The 16,328-nt window shown below is 71.1% G+C and carries 14 protein-coding genes and 1 pseudogene; 6 read left to right on the forward strand and 9 right to left on the reverse strand.

From position 1 onward, the window contains the following. Positions 1 to 80 precede the first annotated feature (80 nt). Positions 81 to 1,337 (reverse strand): Ig-like domain-containing protein, encoded by a 1,257-nt coding sequence (locus ACFWWR_RS00565; protein WP_384301168.1) that lies wholly within the window; start codon positions 1,335 to 1,337, stop codon positions 81 to 83. A 294-nt stretch (positions 1,338 to 1,631) separates the two neighbouring features. Here ACFWWR_RS00565 and ACFWWR_RS00570 point away from each other — a divergent pair, with 294 nt between their 5' ends. Together ACFWWR_RS00570 and ACFWWR_RS00575 are read left to right on the forward strand one after the other, a co-directional pair. Then, positions 1,632 to 2,279, forward strand: coding sequence for a TetR/AcrR family transcriptional regulator (locus ACFWWR_RS00570; protein ID WP_383866184.1), 648 nt, complete (start codon positions 1,632 to 1,634; stop codon positions 2,277 to 2,279). A gap of 78 nt (positions 2,280 to 2,357) precedes the next feature. Then, positions 2,358 to 2,840 (forward strand): annotated as a pseudogene (locus tag ACFWWR_RS00575) (MFS transporter); the annotation flags it as partial. 27 nt (positions 2,841 to 2,867) lie between these two features. On the opposite strand, the gene ACFWWR_RS00580 reads toward ACFWWR_RS00575, so the two are convergent. The 4 genes from ACFWWR_RS00580 to ACFWWR_RS00595 all read right to left on the reverse strand — a co-directional run bounded on the left by ACFWWR_RS00580 (position 2,868) and on the right by ACFWWR_RS00595 (position 6,902). Further along, positions 2,868 to 3,626 (reverse strand): IclR family transcriptional regulator, encoded by a 759-nt coding sequence (locus tag ACFWWR_RS00580; RefSeq protein ID WP_383866186.1) that lies wholly within the window; start codon positions 3,624 to 3,626, stop codon positions 2,868 to 2,870. Continuing rightward, the gene (locus ACFWWR_RS00585) at positions 3,623 to 5,011 is read right to left on the reverse strand and encodes an alpha/beta hydrolase family protein (RefSeq protein ID WP_384301173.1); all 1,389 of its coding nucleotides are present in this window, start codon (positions 5,009 to 5,011) and stop codon (positions 3,623 to 3,625) included. Before ACFWWR_RS00585 ends, ACFWWR_RS00580 begins: the two co-directional genes overlap by 4 nt. Further along, the gene (locus ACFWWR_RS00590) at positions 5,008 to 6,366 is read right to left on the reverse strand and encodes an MFS transporter (RefSeq protein WP_383866190.1); all 1,359 of its coding nucleotides are present in this window, start codon (positions 6,364 to 6,366) and stop codon (positions 5,008 to 5,010) included. Before ACFWWR_RS00590 ends, ACFWWR_RS00585 begins: the two co-directional genes overlap by 4 nt. A 110-nt stretch (positions 6,367 to 6,476) precedes the next feature. After that, positions 6,477 to 6,902, reverse strand: a complete 426-nt coding sequence (locus ACFWWR_RS00595) for a MarR family winged helix-turn-helix transcriptional regulator (protein ID WP_384301177.1) — start codon at positions 6,900 to 6,902, stop codon at positions 6,477 to 6,479. A 289-nt stretch (positions 6,903 to 7,191) separates the two neighbouring features. Here ACFWWR_RS00595 and ACFWWR_RS00600 point away from each other — a divergent pair, with 289 nt between their 5' ends. From ACFWWR_RS00600 to ACFWWR_RS00615, 4 genes are read left to right on the forward strand one after another with little or no spacing between them, the layout of a single operon-like run. After that, positions 7,192 to 8,109 carry an SDR family NAD(P)-dependent oxidoreductase gene (locus ACFWWR_RS00600; protein WP_384301181.1) on the forward strand — a complete coding sequence of 306 codons (918 nt, stop codon included), beginning with the start codon at positions 7,192 to 7,194 and terminating at the stop codon, positions 8,107 to 8,109. A gap of 2 nt (positions 8,110 to 8,111) precedes the next feature. Beyond that, complete coding sequence (locus ACFWWR_RS00605; RefSeq protein WP_383866196.1) at positions 8,112 to 8,996, forward strand: amidohydrolase family protein; 885 nt, start codon at positions 8,112 to 8,114, stop codon at positions 8,994 to 8,996. A gap of 10 nt (positions 8,997 to 9,006) precedes the next feature. Further along, entirely contained in the window at positions 9,007 to 10,512 is a 1,506-nt protein-coding gene (menE, locus tag ACFWWR_RS00610; RefSeq protein ID WP_383866198.1) for an o-succinylbenzoate--CoA ligase, read from the forward strand. Positions 10,513 to 10,540: 28 nt separating this feature from the next. Then, a complete protein-coding gene (locus ACFWWR_RS00615) occupies positions 10,541 to 10,996 on the forward strand; it encodes a MaoC family dehydratase (protein ID WP_383866200.1) in 456 nt (151 codons plus the stop codon). Between the two features lie 60 nt (positions 10,997 to 11,056). On the opposite strand, the gene ACFWWR_RS00620 is transcribed toward ACFWWR_RS00615, so the two are convergent. The 4 genes from ACFWWR_RS00620 to ACFWWR_RS00635 are packed head-to-tail and all read right to left on the reverse strand — an operon-like array spanning position 11,057 to position 16,312. After that, positions 11,057 to 11,920: a PaaX family transcriptional regulator C-terminal domain-containing protein gene (locus ACFWWR_RS00620; protein ID WP_384301183.1), complete on the reverse strand. Its 864-nt coding sequence runs from the start codon at positions 11,918 to 11,920 to the stop codon at positions 11,057 to 11,059. 24 nt (positions 11,921 to 11,944) lie between these two features. Further along, on the reverse strand, positions 11,945 to 12,793 hold the full coding sequence (locus tag ACFWWR_RS00625; RefSeq protein ID WP_384301185.1) for a hypothetical protein: 849 nt from the start codon (positions 12,791 to 12,793) through the stop codon (positions 11,945 to 11,947). Next, complete coding sequence (locus tag ACFWWR_RS00630; protein WP_383866206.1) at positions 12,793 to 14,463, reverse strand: PHP domain-containing protein; 1,671 nt, start codon at positions 14,461 to 14,463, stop codon at positions 12,793 to 12,795. Before ACFWWR_RS00630 ends, ACFWWR_RS00625 begins: the two co-directional genes overlap by 1 nt. Before the next feature lie 19 nt (positions 14,464 to 14,482). Beyond that, positions 14,483 to 16,312 carry a LamG-like jellyroll fold domain-containing protein gene (locus ACFWWR_RS00635; protein ID WP_383866208.1) on the reverse strand — a complete coding sequence of 610 codons (1,830 nt, stop codon included), beginning with the start codon at positions 16,310 to 16,312 and terminating at the stop codon, positions 14,483 to 14,485. Positions 16,313 to 16,328: the final 16 nt, after the last annotated feature.

A 16,328-nucleotide genomic window follows, 5' to 3' on the forward strand; every position in this document is an offset into this window, starting at 1 on the left:
GGCCGCTCCGGCCGTCAAGAGGTGTAACAGTGAAACTCCTTTTGCCCCAGGTGAGTTAACCCGCTGAAGTCGCCCATGTGCTAAAGCGCGCTGCCCGCCTTCCAGTCCTGCCACGACAGGTTCCAGCCGTTGAGCCCGTTGGCCGGATCGACGGTGTCCTCGCCGGAGTTCTTCACGATGACGACGTCACCGAGCATCGAGCTCTCGTAGAACTTGTAACCGTCCACGGAGCTGTCGTTCGCGCCCTTCGCGTCGTGCAGGCCGACGCAGCCGTGGCTGGTGTTCTCACTGCCGAACACCGAGGCGGACGCCCAGTAGTTGCCGTGGACGAAGGTGCCGGACGTGGTCAGGCGCTGGGCGTGCGGGACGTCGGCGATGTCGTACTCGTCGCCGAGGCCGACGGTCGAGGACTCCATGCGGGTCTGCTTGAACCGTTCGCTGATCACCATGATCCCGGACCAGGTGGTGTGGTCGGCGTCGCCGCCGCTGACCGGGTAGGTGGCAACGGTCGCGCCGGCACGGCGGACCGTCATCCGCTTGGTGGCGAGGTCGACCGTGCTGATCTGCTCGCGGCCGATGTGAAAAGTGACGTCCTTCGACTGTATACCGTAGACATCATCCGTTCCCTCGACGTCCTTCAACCGCAGACCGAGCGTGATGGTGGTCCCGGCCGCCCAGTACGTCTCGGGCCGGAAGTCGAGCCGGGTGTCGCCGAACCAGTGGCCGACGACCTCGACAGCCGGTTCGGCGGTCACCGTGATCGCCTTCTCGACAGCCGCCTTGTTCGTCACCGCATGCGTGAAGTTGACCGACACGGGCATGCCGACACCGGACGTGGAGTTCGCCTCGGGCGTGAAGTGGCCGACGAAGGTCTCGCCGGGCGACCTGGTGGTGAAGGTCGCGGTCTTCCCGGCGCCGTCGTCGGCCTTGGCCGCGACCGTGTACATGGTCCCCGAGTACGGGTTCTGGGTGGAAGTCCACCCCGTCCGCGTGTCGTCGAAGGAGCCGGTCAGCGTGGAACCGTCGTTGCCGGTGACCTTCACGGAGGTGAGAGCGCCGTCGGTGACGGTGACCTCGACGGGGCTGGTGAAAGCGGCCTTCTTGGTGCCGTCGGCGGGAGTGACGGCGATGACCGTCTTCTTCCCGGCGACCCGCGCGGAAGTCGTGGACGTCGTGTTTGTCGTGGGCGTCTTCCCGTCCGAGGCGTCCGCCGCGCCACCACCGCACCCGGTCAGAACGGCTGCGGCGGGGACCGCGCCGAGCACCCCGAGCAGCCCGCGCCGGGACCACCCCTTCGACTGCCGCTCGGACCGGTTCGATATGTGCGGGACGCCCACGACACGCCTTCCTGAGATATCCGTCTTTGCGTGTGCATCGTGCGCCCCGTACCTGGGTTGATCCTTTGAAGGCCCGGGCCGCCGTCTGAGATTTGGGTGAGGAGACGCCGAGCGGGCCCCGGAGCCACGCCGGGGCCGGGCACCGGCTGCCAGGCAGGGGCCTCCGTGCCAGAATGGCTGCGCCCTTTGCCCCTGCGTCACCGCACCCGCGCTTGTCGCTGCCGTACTTGTCACTCCCGTACCTGCTGCTCCCGTACCTGTCGCGCCCGTACTGATCAGACCGAGGTTGTCGCTGTGACCAAGTCCGTCGCCCGTGAGCCGCTGCGACGCAACGCGCGGTCCAACCGGGCGCGGATCCTGGCCACGGCCCGCCAGGAGCTCGGGCGGAACCCGGACATCACCCTGGAGGAGCTGGCGCGGGCCTCCGGTGTCGTACGGCGCACCCTCTTCGGACACTTCCCCGGCCGTGCCGCGCTGCTGGAGGCCCTCGCCGAGGAGGCCTGCGAGACCCTTCGGGCGGCGGTCGAGGGCGGTGCGCGGCCGGCCGACCCGGCCGAGCGGGCACTCGCGTACTTCGTGTTCGCGATGTGGCCCGTGGGCGACCGCTACCGGATGCTCCTGGCCCTCGCCCGGCACGATCTGGGCGCGGAGCGCGTCGCGGAGATCCTGGCACCGGCCCGCGCGGAGGTCACCGCCATCCTCGACCGGGGCCGGCGGGACGGCGTCTTCCACACCCACCTGCCGCCCGCCGTGCTGAGCGCCGCCCTGGAGGCGATGACCCTCGCCCTGCTGGAGGAGGTCAACACCGGGGCTCTGGAGGACGACGGCACCCGCGTCGCCGTCGCCACGCTGATCGCGGCCGGCGTGCCTCAGGAGCGGGCGCGTGCGGTGGTCGACGACGTCGTGTCGACGGGGGTTCCGCGGCCCGCCGCCGGTGCCTGACCGGGCGCCCGCGCCCGTAGCGTCGTCGGCCCGGTGAGGGCGACGACGACTGCCTCGGCGAGAGGTCCGGCCGCTGAGGCCGCTGAGGCCGTCATGGGCTCCTTCCCGGAGGCCGAGCTGGGTGTCGGCGGCGGAGCCAACGACACCGCGCTCGAACTCGGCGGCTCCCTCGGCATCGCGATCCTCGGCTCGCTGCTGGGCACCGCCTACCGCAACGAGCTGACCGACCTGGCCGGCGGCCGGCTCCCGGCCACCGCGATGGACACGGCCAAGGACTCGGTGGGCGGCGGTCTCGCGGTCGCCGAGCAGCTGGCGCAGAGCCCCTCCGCCGGCCCTCGGCAGGCGCAGGCCCTGATCGACGCCGTCCACGAGTCCTTCGCCCACGCCGTCGCCCGGACCAGCCTCGTCGGCGGGATCATCATGGCCGTCGGCACGGTGATCGTCCTCGCCGTCCTGCCCGGCCTCCGGGCCGCCGGAAAGCCCCGGTCACAGGAGACGGCGGCACCGGAGACCACGGCAGCGGAGGCGGCCCGCGACGAGGAACACGCCCACTCCCGCTGACGGTTGTCGGCAGCGCCGACCGTCCGCCTACGCCCGGCTCCCCTCCGGCTGCCACCCCAGCGCCCGCGAGATCCCCCGTGCCGCCAGCCGCACCGCCGGAATCAGCGTCGGGACCTGTGCGCCGTCCTGAGGCACGACGACCGACACGGCCGCGACCAGCGTCCCGTCGGGGCCGCGTACCGGGGCGGCCACCGACAGGGCGTCCTCGGTGACCTGGCGGTCGCTCACCGCGACGCCCGAGCGGCGTACTTCGGCCAGTACGCGGCGCAGTCGGCTCGGGTCGGTGATCGTGTGCGGGGTGTAGGAGGCGAGCGGGCGGGCGCAGTACTCCTCCTGGAGGTCCGGGTCGCCGTAGGCCAGCAGTGCGAGGCCGACGCCGGTGACGTGCAGGGGCCAGCGGGCTCCGACGCGGATGTGGACGCCGACCGCGGAGCGGCCGGAGATCCACTCGATGTAGACGACCTCCGCGCCGTCGCGCACCGCCAACTGCACGTTCTCGTGCGTGGCTTCGTACAGGTCCTCCAGGTACGGCAGCGCGACCTGCCGCAGTGCGAGGGCGCGGGGAGCGAGCGCCGCGACCTCCCACAGGCGCAGTCCGACGTGGTACGTGCCGGTCTCGTCGCGTTCGAGGGCGCCCCATGCGGTGAGGGCGCCGACGAGCCGGTGGGCGGTGGTCAGGGTCAGCCCGGCCCGCCGGCTGATGTCCGTCAGGCTCAGCGCCGGGTGTTCGTGGTCGAACGCGGCGAGGACGGACAGCAGCCGGTCGGGCGCGGAGCGGGTGGTCATGGCCGGGCGTCTCCCGGGTGGGCGAGGTCGTACGGGCGGGGGTAGGTGGTCGGCCGGTACGCGACGTAACGGCTCGCTGTGGTCGGGTCCTCCTGCTGGGCACGGGAGTTGAGGGTGGCGGGCGAGGTGTCCCAGCGGCCGGTGTCCAGTCGGTGCTCCAGGGTGTGCAGGGCGCCGAGCGTCTCGCCGGTGGTGAAGGTGCAGTGTCCGGGGCCGTCGACGTAGGCCTGGCTGAGCAGTGGGCCCGCGCCGGCGGCGGTGGCCGCCCGCCGGTAGGCGCTCTCGGACTGTACGGGGATCAGCGCGTCGCCGGTGGTGTGGATGTTCAGCTGGGGGTCGGTGAGGCGGCCCGTGAAGCTGCTGGTGTGTCGCATCCAGCGTACGGCGGCGGGGTCGGCGGCGATACGCGGTGCCCGGGCGAGGGCCGTGAGGTCGCCCCGCAGTGACACGCCCGCTTCCTTGTAGAGCTCCGTCACCTCCTTGTACAGCGGGGAGCGTCCGAGCATGGCGGTGTAGTCGACGCCGGTGTTCCAGGACGGGTTGCCGCCGGCGCGGCTTTCCGCCTCCTGCCGCCAGGAGAAGGCGGGGCGTGTCAGGAGGCCGGTGACGGCCGCGTACTGGTTGGCCTGCTGCCCGTCCCAGTCGGACGGGCCGGGCTTGGTCTGTGCGGGGTCGTTGTAGCCGGGGATGTTGTGCAGGGCGGCGGCCAGTGCGATCCGGGCGCGGCCCGCCGTCGTCTGCTGGGCCGAGGCCACCTTCGCGGCCAGGGCCTTCGACGCGTCGGCCGCGGACGCCTGGTCGGCGAACCCGGTGAGCGGGATGTCGGCGTCCGGCGCGAGCAGGGTCTTCAGCGCGTACGCCGGATCCAGGGTGCTGTTCCAGTTGGCGACGCCGCCCTGGACGAGCCCGCACATCGACAGCGATCCGTCGAAGCGGTCGGCGTGCCGTTCGGCCAGTGCCGTCGTCACGAGGCCGCCGTACGACCTGCCCCAGGCGAGTGTCCGCCGGGCCGGACCGAACTTCTGCGTGAACAGGTCCAGCGTGGCGAGCTGGTCGGGCACCGCGTCGGTGACGGCCCAGCCGTTCGTCGCGTACGAGGAGCCGATGAGGGCGTAGCCCTCGGCCAGGAGGCGGGCGGTCGCAGCCCCTCCGGAGTCCGAATCGGGCGAGTTCTGAGCCGGGTTGGGCAACCCGGCGGGGCGGTAGCCGTGGCTGAAGAGGAGGACCGTGCCGTTCCAGTCGGCGGGTACGTCCATCAGGTAGGCCGCGCCCGAAGGGAGTTGGCCTTCGATGTGGGTGTCCGTCGGGGCCTGTGCCTGCGCGGGCAGGGCGGTCGTCGCGCACAGGGCGATGGTCAGTAAGGCGATGGGCGTCCGGGTCTTCATCGGGGAGCACCTTCCGGTGTGGGGGTGGTGGTGCGGGTGGGGGACGAGTCGAGCGTGTCGGTGTGGGTCTCGCGCATCCGCCAGACGGTGAGCGCGGTGATCGCCGCGCCGCCGCACAGCAGCAGGGAGACGGGCGTGCTGCCGCCGCCGTTCGAGGCGAGCAGGCTGCTCGCGATCAGCGGCGAGAAGCCGGCGCCGACGAGGGTGGCGGCCTGGTAGCCGAGGGAGGCGCCGGTGTAGCGGACGCGGGTGCCGAACATCTCGGTGAGCAGGGCGCCGAGCGGGCCGTACATCGTGGACTGGGCGATGCCGTGGCCGAGGACGAGGGCGAGGATCAGCAGGCCGGGGGAGCCGGAGTCGACCAGGGCCAGTACCGGGAAGGCGAGCGCGGCCGAGGCGAGAGCACCGGCCAGGACCACCGGGCGGCGGCCGACCCGGTCGGACAGCGCCGACGCGGCGGGCAGCACCAGCAGGGCCACGCACGAGGCGATGGTCACGGCGGCGAGCACCTGTGGACGGCTGTACCCGTGGTCGACCGCATACGAAATCATGAATCCTGTCAGCAGCGACTGCGCGGTGAACGCGCCGATCCCGACACAGGCGGCCAGCAGGACCGGCTTCGGCCGCCGCAGCACCTCCAGGATCGGGGGCTTCGCCGACCGCTCCGGTTTCACCTCGGCGAACAGCGGGCTCTCCGCGACCTTGAGGCGGACGAACATGCCGACGGCCAGCAGCAGGATGCTCAGCAGGAACGGCACCCGCCAGCCCCAGGAGCGGAAGTCGTCGTCGGGCAGGGCGGAGACCAGCGTGACCACGCCGGCCGACAGTACGGAGCCGAGCGGGGCGCCGAGCTGGGTGAAGCTGGACCACAGGCCGCGCCGGGATCCCTGGACGCGTTCGGCGTGCTCGACGACCATCAGGGTCGCGCCGCCCCACTCGCCGCCGATCGCGAGGCCCTGCACGAGGCGCAGGGTGACGAGGAGGACGGGGGCCCAGACGCCGATCATGTCGTACGTCGGCAGCACGCCGATCAGGAAACTGCCGCAGCCCATCAGGGCCATGGTCAGCAGCATCATCGACTTGCGGCCGAGACGGTCGCCGAAGTGGCCGAAGACGATGCCGCCGAGCGGGCGGGCCACATAGCCCGCGGCGAAGGTGCCGAAGGCCGCGATCGTGCCGACCGCGGGGTCCGCGCCGGGGAAGAACAGGTCGCCGAAGACCAGTGCGGCGACCGTGCCGTAGACGAGGAAGTCGTAGAACTCCACTGCCGTGCCGAGTAGGCCGGACAGGGCGACGCGGCGCAACTGCCGCTGTTGTGGGGACGTTTGACGTGCGGACGCGTGGGGTGGCTGCACGATGGGCTCCCTGATGCCGCTGGCGTGGGGGTGTCACCGGTGGGGGACTTCACCGGTTGCCACGGTGAAGTTAGGCATCCTTCGTGCGGCCGTCAATCATTTGCACAACATCAGTTGAGTCCGTCCTCCGCGATCCGCAGCAGCAGTGCGTGCAGCGCGTCCCGCTCGGTCGCGTCGAGCGGGCCGAGCAGTTCGTTGGTCACCCGCAGGCCGGCCTCGTCGGTGTCGCGCAGGAAGCCGCGGCCGGCTTCGGTGAGGACGACGATGCGGCTGCGGCGGTCGTCCGGGGAGGGTCGGCGCTCGGCGAAGTCCAGCTTCTCCAGGTCGTCGACCAGGCCGACGATCGCGCTCGGGTCGTAGCCGAGGGTCGTGCTCAGTTCGCGCTGCAGGGCGCCCCCGGACGTGGCCAGGAGGCGGAGCAGCGCGTAGTGGCGCAGGCGCAGTCCGGACTCCTGGAGGAAGCCGTTGAACAGCTGTCCGGAGCGCAGGCCCAGCCGGTACAGGAGGTAGCCGGTGTCCGCGTGCAGCCCGCGCATCCACGGCTCGTCGGCGTCGATCGGGGCAGGGCCTTCGGCGTGGTCGGTGGCGCGTGGCTGGCGAGCGATGGCGGGCTCCCTGGGAGAGGCCCCGGGGTGGGGCGGTTCGGCTTGCTGTGCAGTGCTTGAGCGGTGGCTGGGCGGCCGTCGAGGCGTTGCTGCGTCCAGTCTGACGCACCGGCCGGGCGGCAACAACTATTGACGTCACCAATTATTGCTCTTAGCTTCGATCTGTACGCCGCACAGCCGCGGCCGCATCACCCGTGTCACCTTGTGAAGGGACCCGCCCGTGCCCAGCATCGATCTCACCGGCAAGGCCGCCGTCGTCACCGGCAGCGGCCGGGGCCTCGGCCTCGCCTACGCGCACGCCCTGGCCGCCCACGGCGCCTTCGTGGTCGTCAACGACATCGACGAGGCCGTGGCCGAGCAGGCCGTTAAGTCCATCACCGAGGCGGGCGGCACCGCCGTCGCCGAAGTGGTCCCGGTCGGAACGACCGAGGCCGCCGACCGGCTCGTGGGCCGTGCCGTCGAGGAGTTCGGGCGGCTCGACATCCTGGTCACCAACGCGGGCATCCTGCGCGACAAGGTGCTGTGGAAGATGACCGACGAGGACTTCGACGCGGTGATCACCACCCACCTCAAGGGCACCTTCACCTGCGCCCGCGCCGCCGCCGTGCGGATGCGCGAGCAGGGCGAGGGCGGCAGCCTGATCCTGGTCGGCTCCCCGGCCGGACAGCGCGGCAACTTCGGGCAGACCAACTACGCCGCCGCCAAGGCCGGCATCGCCGCCATGGCCCGCACCTGGTCCATGGAGCTCGGCCGCGCCGGCATCACCGTCAACGCGATCGTGCCGGTCGCCGCCACCGCGATGACCGAGACCATCCCCGCCTTCGCCCCGTACATCGAGGCCATGAAGAACGGCGAGCCGCTGCCGGACTTCCTCCGCAAGGGCGAGGGCTTCGGTACGCCCGAGGACTGTGCGGCCCTCGTGCCCTTCCTCGCCTCCGAGGCGGCCCGCTCGATCACCGGCCAGGCCATCGGCATCGGCGGCGACAAGGTGGCACTCTGGTCGCATCCGCAGGAGGTCAGCGCGGCCTACGCCGACGGCGGCTGGACCCCCGCGACCCTGGCGGACGCCTTCCCCACGTCGGTCGGCGCCGAGCTCCAGACGGTCGGCATCCCGGCCCCCAAGTTCCCGGAGGCCTGACCATGACGACCCTCAATGTCGAGGATCTCGTCGCGATCGACGTCCACACCCACGCGGAGGTGTCCTCCAAGGGCCACTCCTCCCTGGACGACGACCTGCACGACGCCTCCTCCGCCTACTTCAAGGTCGAGGGCAAGCGGAAGCCGACCCTGGAGGAGACGGCCGCCTACTACCGCGAGCGGAAGATGGCCGCCGTGATCTTCACGGTGGACGCCGAGTCCGCGACCGGCACGGCCCCCGTCCCCAACGAGGAGGTCGCCGAGGCGGCCGCCGCCAACGCGGACGTCCTCATCCCCTTCGCCTCCATCGACCCCTTCCGGGGGAAGGCGGGGGTCAAGCAGGCCCGGCGCCTGGTCGAGGAGTACGGGGTGAAGGGCTTCAAGTTCCACCCCAGCGTCCAGGGCTTCTTCCCCAACGACCGCTCGGTGGCGTACGACCTCTACGAGGTGATCGAGGAGACCGGCACCATCGCCCTCTTCCACACCGGCCAGACCGGTATCGGCGCCGGCGTGCCCGGCGGGGGCGGGATCCGGCTCAAGTACTCGAACCCGCTGCACGTGGACGATGTGGCGGCCGACTTCCCGCACCTGAAGATCATCCTGGCGCACCCGTCCTTCCCCTGGCAGGACGAGGCCCTGGCGGTCGCCACCCACAAACCGGGCGTGTACATCGACCTGTCCGGGTGGTCGCCGAAGTACTTCCCGCCGCAGTTGGTGCAGTACGCCAACACGCTGCTCAAGGACAAGGTGCTCTTCGGCTCGGACTTCCCGCTCCTCACCCCCGACCGCTGGCTCGCCGACTTCGCGAAGCTGCCGATCAAGGACGAGGTCCGGCCGAAGATCCTCAAGGAGAACGCCGCCCGCCTGCTCGGGCTGACCAAACCGTAAGGGGCGTGACATGCGCAACGAGGGACTGGGGTCGTGGCCCGCACGCCGGGCCCGCAAGACCCCGCACCGCACCGCCCTGGTCCACGGTGGGCAGTCGACGGACTACCGCACATTGCATACACGCACCACCCGTCTCGCCCACGCCCTGCGTGCCCGGGGCATCCGACGCGGCGACCGCATCGCCTACCTCGGCCCCAACCACCCCTCGTACCTGGAGACGCTGTTCGCGGCGGGCACCCTCGGCGCGGTCTTCGTCCCCCTCAACACCCGCCTCGCCGGCCCCGAGATCGCCTACCAGCTGGCCGACTCCGGTGCCAAGGCACTCGTCTACGGCCCGTCGTTCCAGGGGCTGGTGGCCGGCCTGCCGGGCAACTCGGACGTGCGGACGTACGTCGAAGTCGGCGCCGAATACGAACAAGCGCTGTCCGAGGCCCACGCGGAGCCCATCGACGAGCCGGTCGCGGCCGACGACACCTGCATCATCATGTACACCTCGGGCACGACCGGCCGTCCCAAGGGCGCCATGCTCACGCACGGCAACCTCACCTGGAACGCGATCAACGTCCTCGTCGACACCGACCTGATCGCCGACGAACGCGCCCTGGTCTCCGCCCCGTTGTTCCACACGGCCGGCCTGAACATGCTCACCCTGCCGGTCCTCCTGAAGGGCGGCGCCTGCGTCCTGGTCGAGGCCTTCGACCCGGACGCCACCTTCGACCTGGTCGAACGACACCGGATCACCTTCATGTTCGGCGTGCCGACGATGTTCGATCAGATCGCCCGGCACCCCCGCTGGAAGGACGCCGACCTGTCGTCCCTGCGGATCCTCACCTGCGGCGGCTCCCCGGTGCCGTCGCCGCTGATCGCCGCCTACCAGGAGCGGGGCCTGACCTTCCTCCAGGGCTACGGCATGACGGAGGCGGCTCCCGGGACCCTGTTCCTGGACGCCGAACACGCGGCGAGCAAGGCGGGTTCGGCCGGGGTGCCGCACTTCTTCAGCGACGTACGGGTGGTACGACCGGACCTGGCTCCCGTCGACGTCGACGAGACCGGCGAGGTCATGGTCCGCGGCCCGCACGTCATGCCCGGCTACTGGGGGCTGCCCGAGGAGACGGCCGCCTCCTTCGCGGACGGCTGGTTCCGCAGCGGGGACGCCGCCCGCGTCGACGAGGACGGCTACGTCTTCATCGTCGACCGCCTCAAGGACATGATCATCTCGGGTGGCGAGAACATCTACCCCGCCGAGATCGAGGACCTGCTGCTCGCCCACCCGGACATCGTCGAGTGCGCGGTCATCGGTGTGCCCGACGACAAGTGGGGAGAGGTGCCGCGCGCGGTCGTCGTGCCGCGCGAGGGTGCCTCGCCGGACCCCGACGAGGTACTGGCCTCGCTGGCCGGCCGGCTCGCCAAGTACAAGATCCCGAAGTCGGTCGTCATCGCGGACGAACTCCCGCGCACCGCCTCCGGCAAGCTCCTCAAGTCCCGGGTGCGCAAGCGCTTCGGCACCCCCTCCTGACGTTCAACTCCCAGCTAAGGAAATCCACATGGGCATCACCGTCAACGGCCTCGACGAACTGAAGAAGCTGGCCGGCAGCGACCTCGGCACGAGCGAGTGGATCGAGGTCACCCAGGAGCGCATCAACACCTTCGCCGACGCGACCGGCGACCACCAGTGGATCCACGTCGACCCGGAGAAGGCCGCGGCGGGCCCCTTCGGCGCCCCCATCGCACACGGCTATCTCACCCTCTCCCTCTTCATCCCGCTGTTCACCGAGCTGCTGGACGTCCAGGGCGTGACCACGAAGGTCAACTACGGCCTGAACAAGGTGCGGTTCCCCGCCCCGGTGAAGGTGGGCTCGCGCATCCGGCTGGTGGGGAGGCTGACGGAGGTCGAGGACGTGCCGGGCGGTGTGCAGATCGCTGTGGACGGGACGATCGAGATCGAGGGCGGCGCGAAGCCGGCGGCGGTGCTGCAGAGCCTGTCGCGGTTCTACGCCTGAGACCGACGGGACCGAGCCCGCGCCCGCCGACCCGCACGGGCCACCTCGCGCGTCGCGGGCTCAGTCGCTCTCCCGCACCGGCACCAGGTCGAGCATCCGTTCCGCACACTCCCGGGCGAGCGGGGTGAGCCGGTCGTGGACCGTCCGGAACGTCTTCTCGGCGTCTTCCGCCGGCCAGTCGTCCGGCAGGTGCCTGACCGGCAGCCGCGGGTCGCGGCGGATCACCTGGAGCCACTCGGTGGACAGCCGCAGCCGTAGCGCGAACGAGATGAGATGGGGATCCTCCCGCCCGGAGGCCGGCGAAGCGTCGTCGGGGGTGGGCAGCCGGGCCTCCCACGGCTGCCAGCGCCGTACGAACTCCTCGTAGCGCGCCGCCAGTTCGGCCAGCTCCCAGGTCTCCTCGATCATCGCGCCGATGTCCATGCCGGCGTCGGCGTGCGCGCGGAAGACCTTCACGTGGGCGGACAGTCCCAGCTCGTCGAGCGAGGACACGTCGACCTGGCCGGGCGCGATCCACAGGCCGCTGAACAGCGGCCCGAAGCCGCTCCAGGTGAGCTTGGAGCGCAGGTCGTGGCGCTGCCGCTGCCAGGACTCGGGCAGGGAGAAGCCGAGCAGGGTCCAGGTGCCGTCCCAGTGCCGGTTGACCGCGCCGGTCTGCCAGATGCGCCGGCCGCCGTCCCGCAGGACCGCCGCCGAGCGCTCGGTCAGGCCGAAGTACATGCGGCGGCCCTCGCGCTGCCGGCGCAGCAGACCGCGGTTCACCATGCGGGTCAGCGTCGACCGCGTCGCCTGCTCGCCGACCCCGGCGCGCGCGAACACGTCGATGACACTGCCCGAGTACACACAGACGTCCCGGCCGAGCACCTGGTCGCCCAGGAACGTCAGCATGAGGGACTGGGGCCGCAGCGACTCTTCCGTGGTCACGCGGCCCACGTTACCTCCCGCCGATCAGTCCGTGACCTGCTTGTACGCGTACACGGCCGTCGCCACCGCGCACACTCCGGGCGGGATCATCTCCACCCGCAGGGTGCCGCTGTTCGCGTCGTGATCGACGCCCTCCGCCTCGAACGTGCCCGTGCACACGCTGCGCTGCGGCAGTGCGAACAGGCTCCGCACCGAGCCGGTGACCGCCTGTCCGTCCAGCTTGCGGGGAAGGTCGATCTGGAGCAGCGGCCGGATCTCGGGGAACAGTGTGCCGGAGGCGTCGTTCGAGGCGCACACCAGCCGGGTGTCCGTCACGAAGTCGCAGCCCTGAACGTCGCGCACCGGCTTGTCGAGCGTGATCTGCCAGGCCTCCGACAGGTCGCCTCCGGTCGGGGGAGTGGCCGGGTTGAGCAGGGGAGCGGGGAAGACCTGGAGCCTGTTCTGGTCGCCCCACTCACCCGACACCAGCCACTGCCCGTCGGGCGAGACGCTGGCGAAGGAGTTGTTCAGCTTCTCGCCCGGGTTGAGCCGGTGGACGTACTCGTAGCGCTTCCCGGCCGGTGTGGTGACCGCGAACATCTTCGACGTGGCCGTGTCGGGACCCTGGTAGGCGTCGAAGACGTACCCGCGCGCGATGTCCGGGTCACCGATGTGGTTCCAGCCCTTGACGCGGAGGTCGAGGGGGATGGACGCCAGTCCGCGGTACAGCAGGGAGCCGTCCGCGCGACTGGCGAGGCCCTGACCGCCGCCGAGGGTGTCGGTGTATGCGGTGCCGGTTTCCTTCCAGTGCGGGTCACCGGCGGCCGACGCCGTGCCCACGCCCAGCGCGCACGCACCTAATAAGCCGGCCAGGGCGACGAGTTGACGTTTCATCAGGCTCCTGCCACGTCGACGAAGATGGGGTTGGAATAGAACCACGTATCGGCCCACGGGTCACCGTCTCCGGGCACGTGGGGAATCGGGCCGTGCGGGTCGACGGAGGCCCCCAGATAGCCCGCGCCGTTGCGGTTGCCGTCGCTGCCGCGCAGCCGGACGTAGAAGGACTCGTCGCCCGCGGTCAGCGGGACGCGCAGGGTGTACGTCCCCGTGCGGCCGGACACGTCCTTCGTCTGCACGACCTTGGTGTCCGGTGCCCGCCAGGTGTCCCGGTCGGCGACCGGGCCGCGCACCGCGCCCCGGATCACGTCCACGTGCGCCAACTCCGGCAGGATTCCCTGGGCGTTGGGCCGTGAGGCGGTCGTGACGGTGACGTTCAGCGTGAGCTTCTCGCCCTTGCGGACCCGCAGCCGGCCGCCCAGGGTGACGCCCCGGCCGTGGTCGCGGTCCCGCTTCAGCCGCGCGTCGAGGCCGTCGAGCAGATGCCCGTGGTCCAGCCAGACGCGGCCCGCGCGCAGGCCCGCCATGACCGCCCGATAGCCGTAGCGGGTGACGCCGACGTGGGTGCGGCTGAACTGGCCGGGCCAGAAGTCGCTGCCGGGCTGCGGGGCGTCGGTGTCGACCGGGTCGGGCAGCCTGCCGGTGTTGTCGAAGTTCTGCCCGGCCGGCCAGTCGCCGTTCTTCCAGGTGTCGAAGACGGTCCGGTGGTTGTCGGAGTTGGTGGTGATCGAGAACAGCCTGCCCTCGGCGAGCATCGCGTCCCACAGCCCGCCGACCGTCGCGGTGGCCCAGTCGAAACCGCCGTACGTCACATACGCGTCCGCCGGGTAGCCCGCCCAGGACTGCGCCGACGGCTTGTTCTCGTACTCGCCGCGGACCGAGGTGGAGCCGCGCCAGCCGGGGAGCGCCGCGCCCTGGGCGCCGGGCGCGCCCTCCATGCCGATCATGATCTCGGGGGCCGCGTCGCGCCAGTTGCGCATCTCGTGCGGGGAGTCGATCCCGAGGCGCAGCGGGTGGTTGGCGAGGACGAGGACGTCGTCGACGTAGCCGGTGCGGCGCTGTTCGGCGAGCCACCGGATGGCCTTGACGGCGTGGGCCTCGTTGCGGGCGGTGTCGGTCGCGGCGGCGGAGCCCTCGGTGTAGTTGAGGAGCTTGCCGTCGTAGGCGAGCTCGAACCGCGTGAGCAGGTCGACCTCGTGGGGCCCGGGCGCGGCGAACACCGTGCAGTGCTCGGCGGCCGGGATGTACCACTCCAGACCCTGGAAGATCAGCTGACGGGGGTTCTCGGCCCGGGCCTTGAGGATCTCCTTGTGCTCCATCTCGGCGCCGTAGTAGGCGTGCCCGAAGTTGGAGTGCTCGTTGAACACCATCCAGTCGAGGCCGTACCGGGCTGCGGCCTGGGCCTGCTGGGAGAACGTGTACTTGGCGTCGTGGCTGTACACGGAGTGCACGTGGTGGTCGCCGACGAGGTAGGCGAGGCGGGGGTCGTCGCCGCCGAAGCCCTGCTGATCGGCGGCGAGCGCGGGGGTCGCCGCCGACCCGAGGGCGAAGGCGGCGCCGAACAGGCCCGCGCTGCGCAGGAGCCCGCGTCGGGAGACGCCCTGGGCGTCGAGGTCGGCGGGGGAGACGGACGGATCGGCCCATACGGGCAGCTGCTGCTCGTTCATCGTGATCCTTCGCAACAGGTCAGTGGTTCATGAACGACGCGACGGGCAGGGCTCGTTCGACGATCCGGACGTCGCCGAGCCGGCCGTACAGGATCTGGTCGATGGTGCCGCCGTACTCGTAACCGCCCAGCAGCCACGGCAGCCCGACCGAGGTGAGTCCGACGGCGGGGGCGTGCGGGTTGCGGGCGACCGGGCAGCCCTGGACGTACATCGTGGTGTGGGAGCCGTCGTTGACGACGGCGACGTGCCACCACTTCTCCCGGGCCGTCTCGTCGCCCCAGTTCGTGACGATGCCCTGCTGGTTGAGCGGGCGGACCGCCCACTGCGGGCCGGGTCCGTCGGACAGGGAGAGCGTGGCCAGCGGCTCGTCCGGGTCGTCCTCGGTCTTGCCGGCGGCGCCGCCGGTCCCGGTGCGGCTGACCAGCCCCGACCAGGCGTTGTGGGAGGCGTCCCAGTCGACGGGGAGGCGGTAGAAGGCCTCGATGGTGTAACCGGCTTTGAAGGTCGCCGAGTTGAGGGGGGCGCCGTCGACCGTGCGCAGGTAGGCGCCCTTGAGCGGGGACTTGTAGCCCTGGAACTCCAGGCTGCCGTGACCAGGCTGGTCGGGGTGGTGGTCCGCCGACCAGCCCAGGGCGCCGCCGCCCACCGAAACCAGGGTGAGGTCGTTGCCGCGGCCGGACAGGTCACGGACCGTGCCGGACGCGGGTGAGTCGAAGCGCCAGTAGGCGACCGTTCCCGGGACCAGCATCCTGGAGGCGGGGCGGGCCGGGCGTACGGGCAGCGGGGCGAAGCCGGAGAAGCGGTCCGCGAAGTCGATGTCGACGGAGAACCGGTCGGCGTCGCCGCTCAGTTCGATCTCCTGCCGCTCCAGCTCGTTCAGTCCCTTCGAGGCCCGGCCGAGGATCCAGGGTGAGACCGTCTCGACGTCGATGACGTCGCGGTCCAGGTCGAAGTGGTACAGACGGATCATCGCCGCACCGCCGAAGTACCGGTTCTGGTAGTTCGTCAGGTGCAGGTGGACGTCGTTGCCCGCCGCGTTCTTGCGCGTCGCCCGGCCGGCCGGCCAGTAGTGCCCGTTGAGGGTGAGGAAGATCTGGTCGTGGTCCTCGATCAGCTGGTCCCACAGCTGCTGTCCGTACGCCGACAGGCTGTCGTCCTCGACGACCAGCTCGTGCGTGGTGAGGACGACCGGCGTCTTCGGGTGCTTGGCCAGGACCTCCTTGGCCCACGCGTACCCCTTCGCCGACAGCCGCCAGTCCAGCGCGAGCACCATCCACTCCCGGCCGGCCGCCTTGAAGAGGTGGAAGGTGTTGTAGCCGTCGGGAGAGGCCCCGCCGAAGGTCGGCTTCCCCTTGAACCGGTCCGGACCGAAGGCGTTCAGGTACGGCGTCGAGCCCCGCTGGTCGTCGGTCGACGACTTCACGTCGTGGTTGCCGGCCAGGACGCTGTAGCCGACGCCGCGCCGGTCCAGCAGCCCGAACGCCTCGCTGATCGCGGTGACTTCGGCCTGGGCGCCGTTCTCCGTGAGGTCGCCGAGGTGGGACAGGAAGACGATGTTCTCCTCCTTGCCGTGCTCCAGGAGGTAGCGCAGGGACGCCTCGATCGGCGCCTTGTCGATGCTCGGCCCGTCGAATAGGTACTGGGTGTCGGGCATGACGGCGAGGGTGAAGCGGCTGCTGTCGGGGTCGGGCCGCCAGGCGGCGGGGGCCGGGGCCGCCTCGGCGGCCGCCGGCAGCGCGAGACCGGCCGTCGCGGCGGCACCCAGAAGCGCCGTCGCCCGCAGGAAACCGCGTCTTCCGGCACCGGCCTGCGCGGCCTCGCCCTGATCGTGCTCATGCGAAACGCACACGTGTGCTCCGTAACAC

Source organism: Streptomyces sp. NPDC058678 (assembly GCF_042714835.1).
Lineage (GTDB): Bacteria > Actinomycetota > Actinomycetes > Streptomycetales > Streptomycetaceae > Streptomyces.

Bases quoted from the DNA above. Each gene is read 5' to 3' on its own strand.
- menE (WP_383866198.1), top strand. From the start codon at position 9,007: ATGCGCAACGAGGGACTGGGGTCGTGGCCCGCACGCCGGGCCCGCAAG.
- ACFWWR_RS00625 (WP_384301185.1), bottom strand. From the start codon at position 12,793: ATGAAACGTCAACTCGTCGCCCTGGCCGGCTTATTAGGTGCGTGCGCG.
- ACFWWR_RS00580 (WP_383866186.1), bottom strand. From the start codon at position 3,626: ATGACCACCCGCTCCGCGCCCGACCGGCTGCTGTCCGTCCTCGCCGCG.
- ACFWWR_RS00585 (WP_384301173.1), bottom strand. From the start codon at position 5,011: ATGAAGACCCGGACGCCCATCGCCTTACTGACCATCGCCCTGTGCGCG.
- ACFWWR_RS00595 (WP_384301177.1), bottom strand. From the start codon at position 6,902: ATGCGCGGGCTGCACGCGGACACCGGCTACCTCCTGTACCGGCTGGGC.
- ACFWWR_RS00615 (WP_383866200.1), top strand. From the start codon at position 10,541: ATGGGCATCACCGTCAACGGCCTCGACGAACTGAAGAAGCTGGCCGGC.
- ACFWWR_RS00630 (WP_383866206.1), bottom strand. From the start codon at position 14,463: ATGAACGAGCAGCAGCTGCCCGTATGGGCCGATCCGTCCGTCTCCCCC.
- ACFWWR_RS00605 (WP_383866196.1), top strand. From the start codon at position 8,112: ATGACGACCCTCAATGTCGAGGATCTCGTCGCGATCGACGTCCACACC.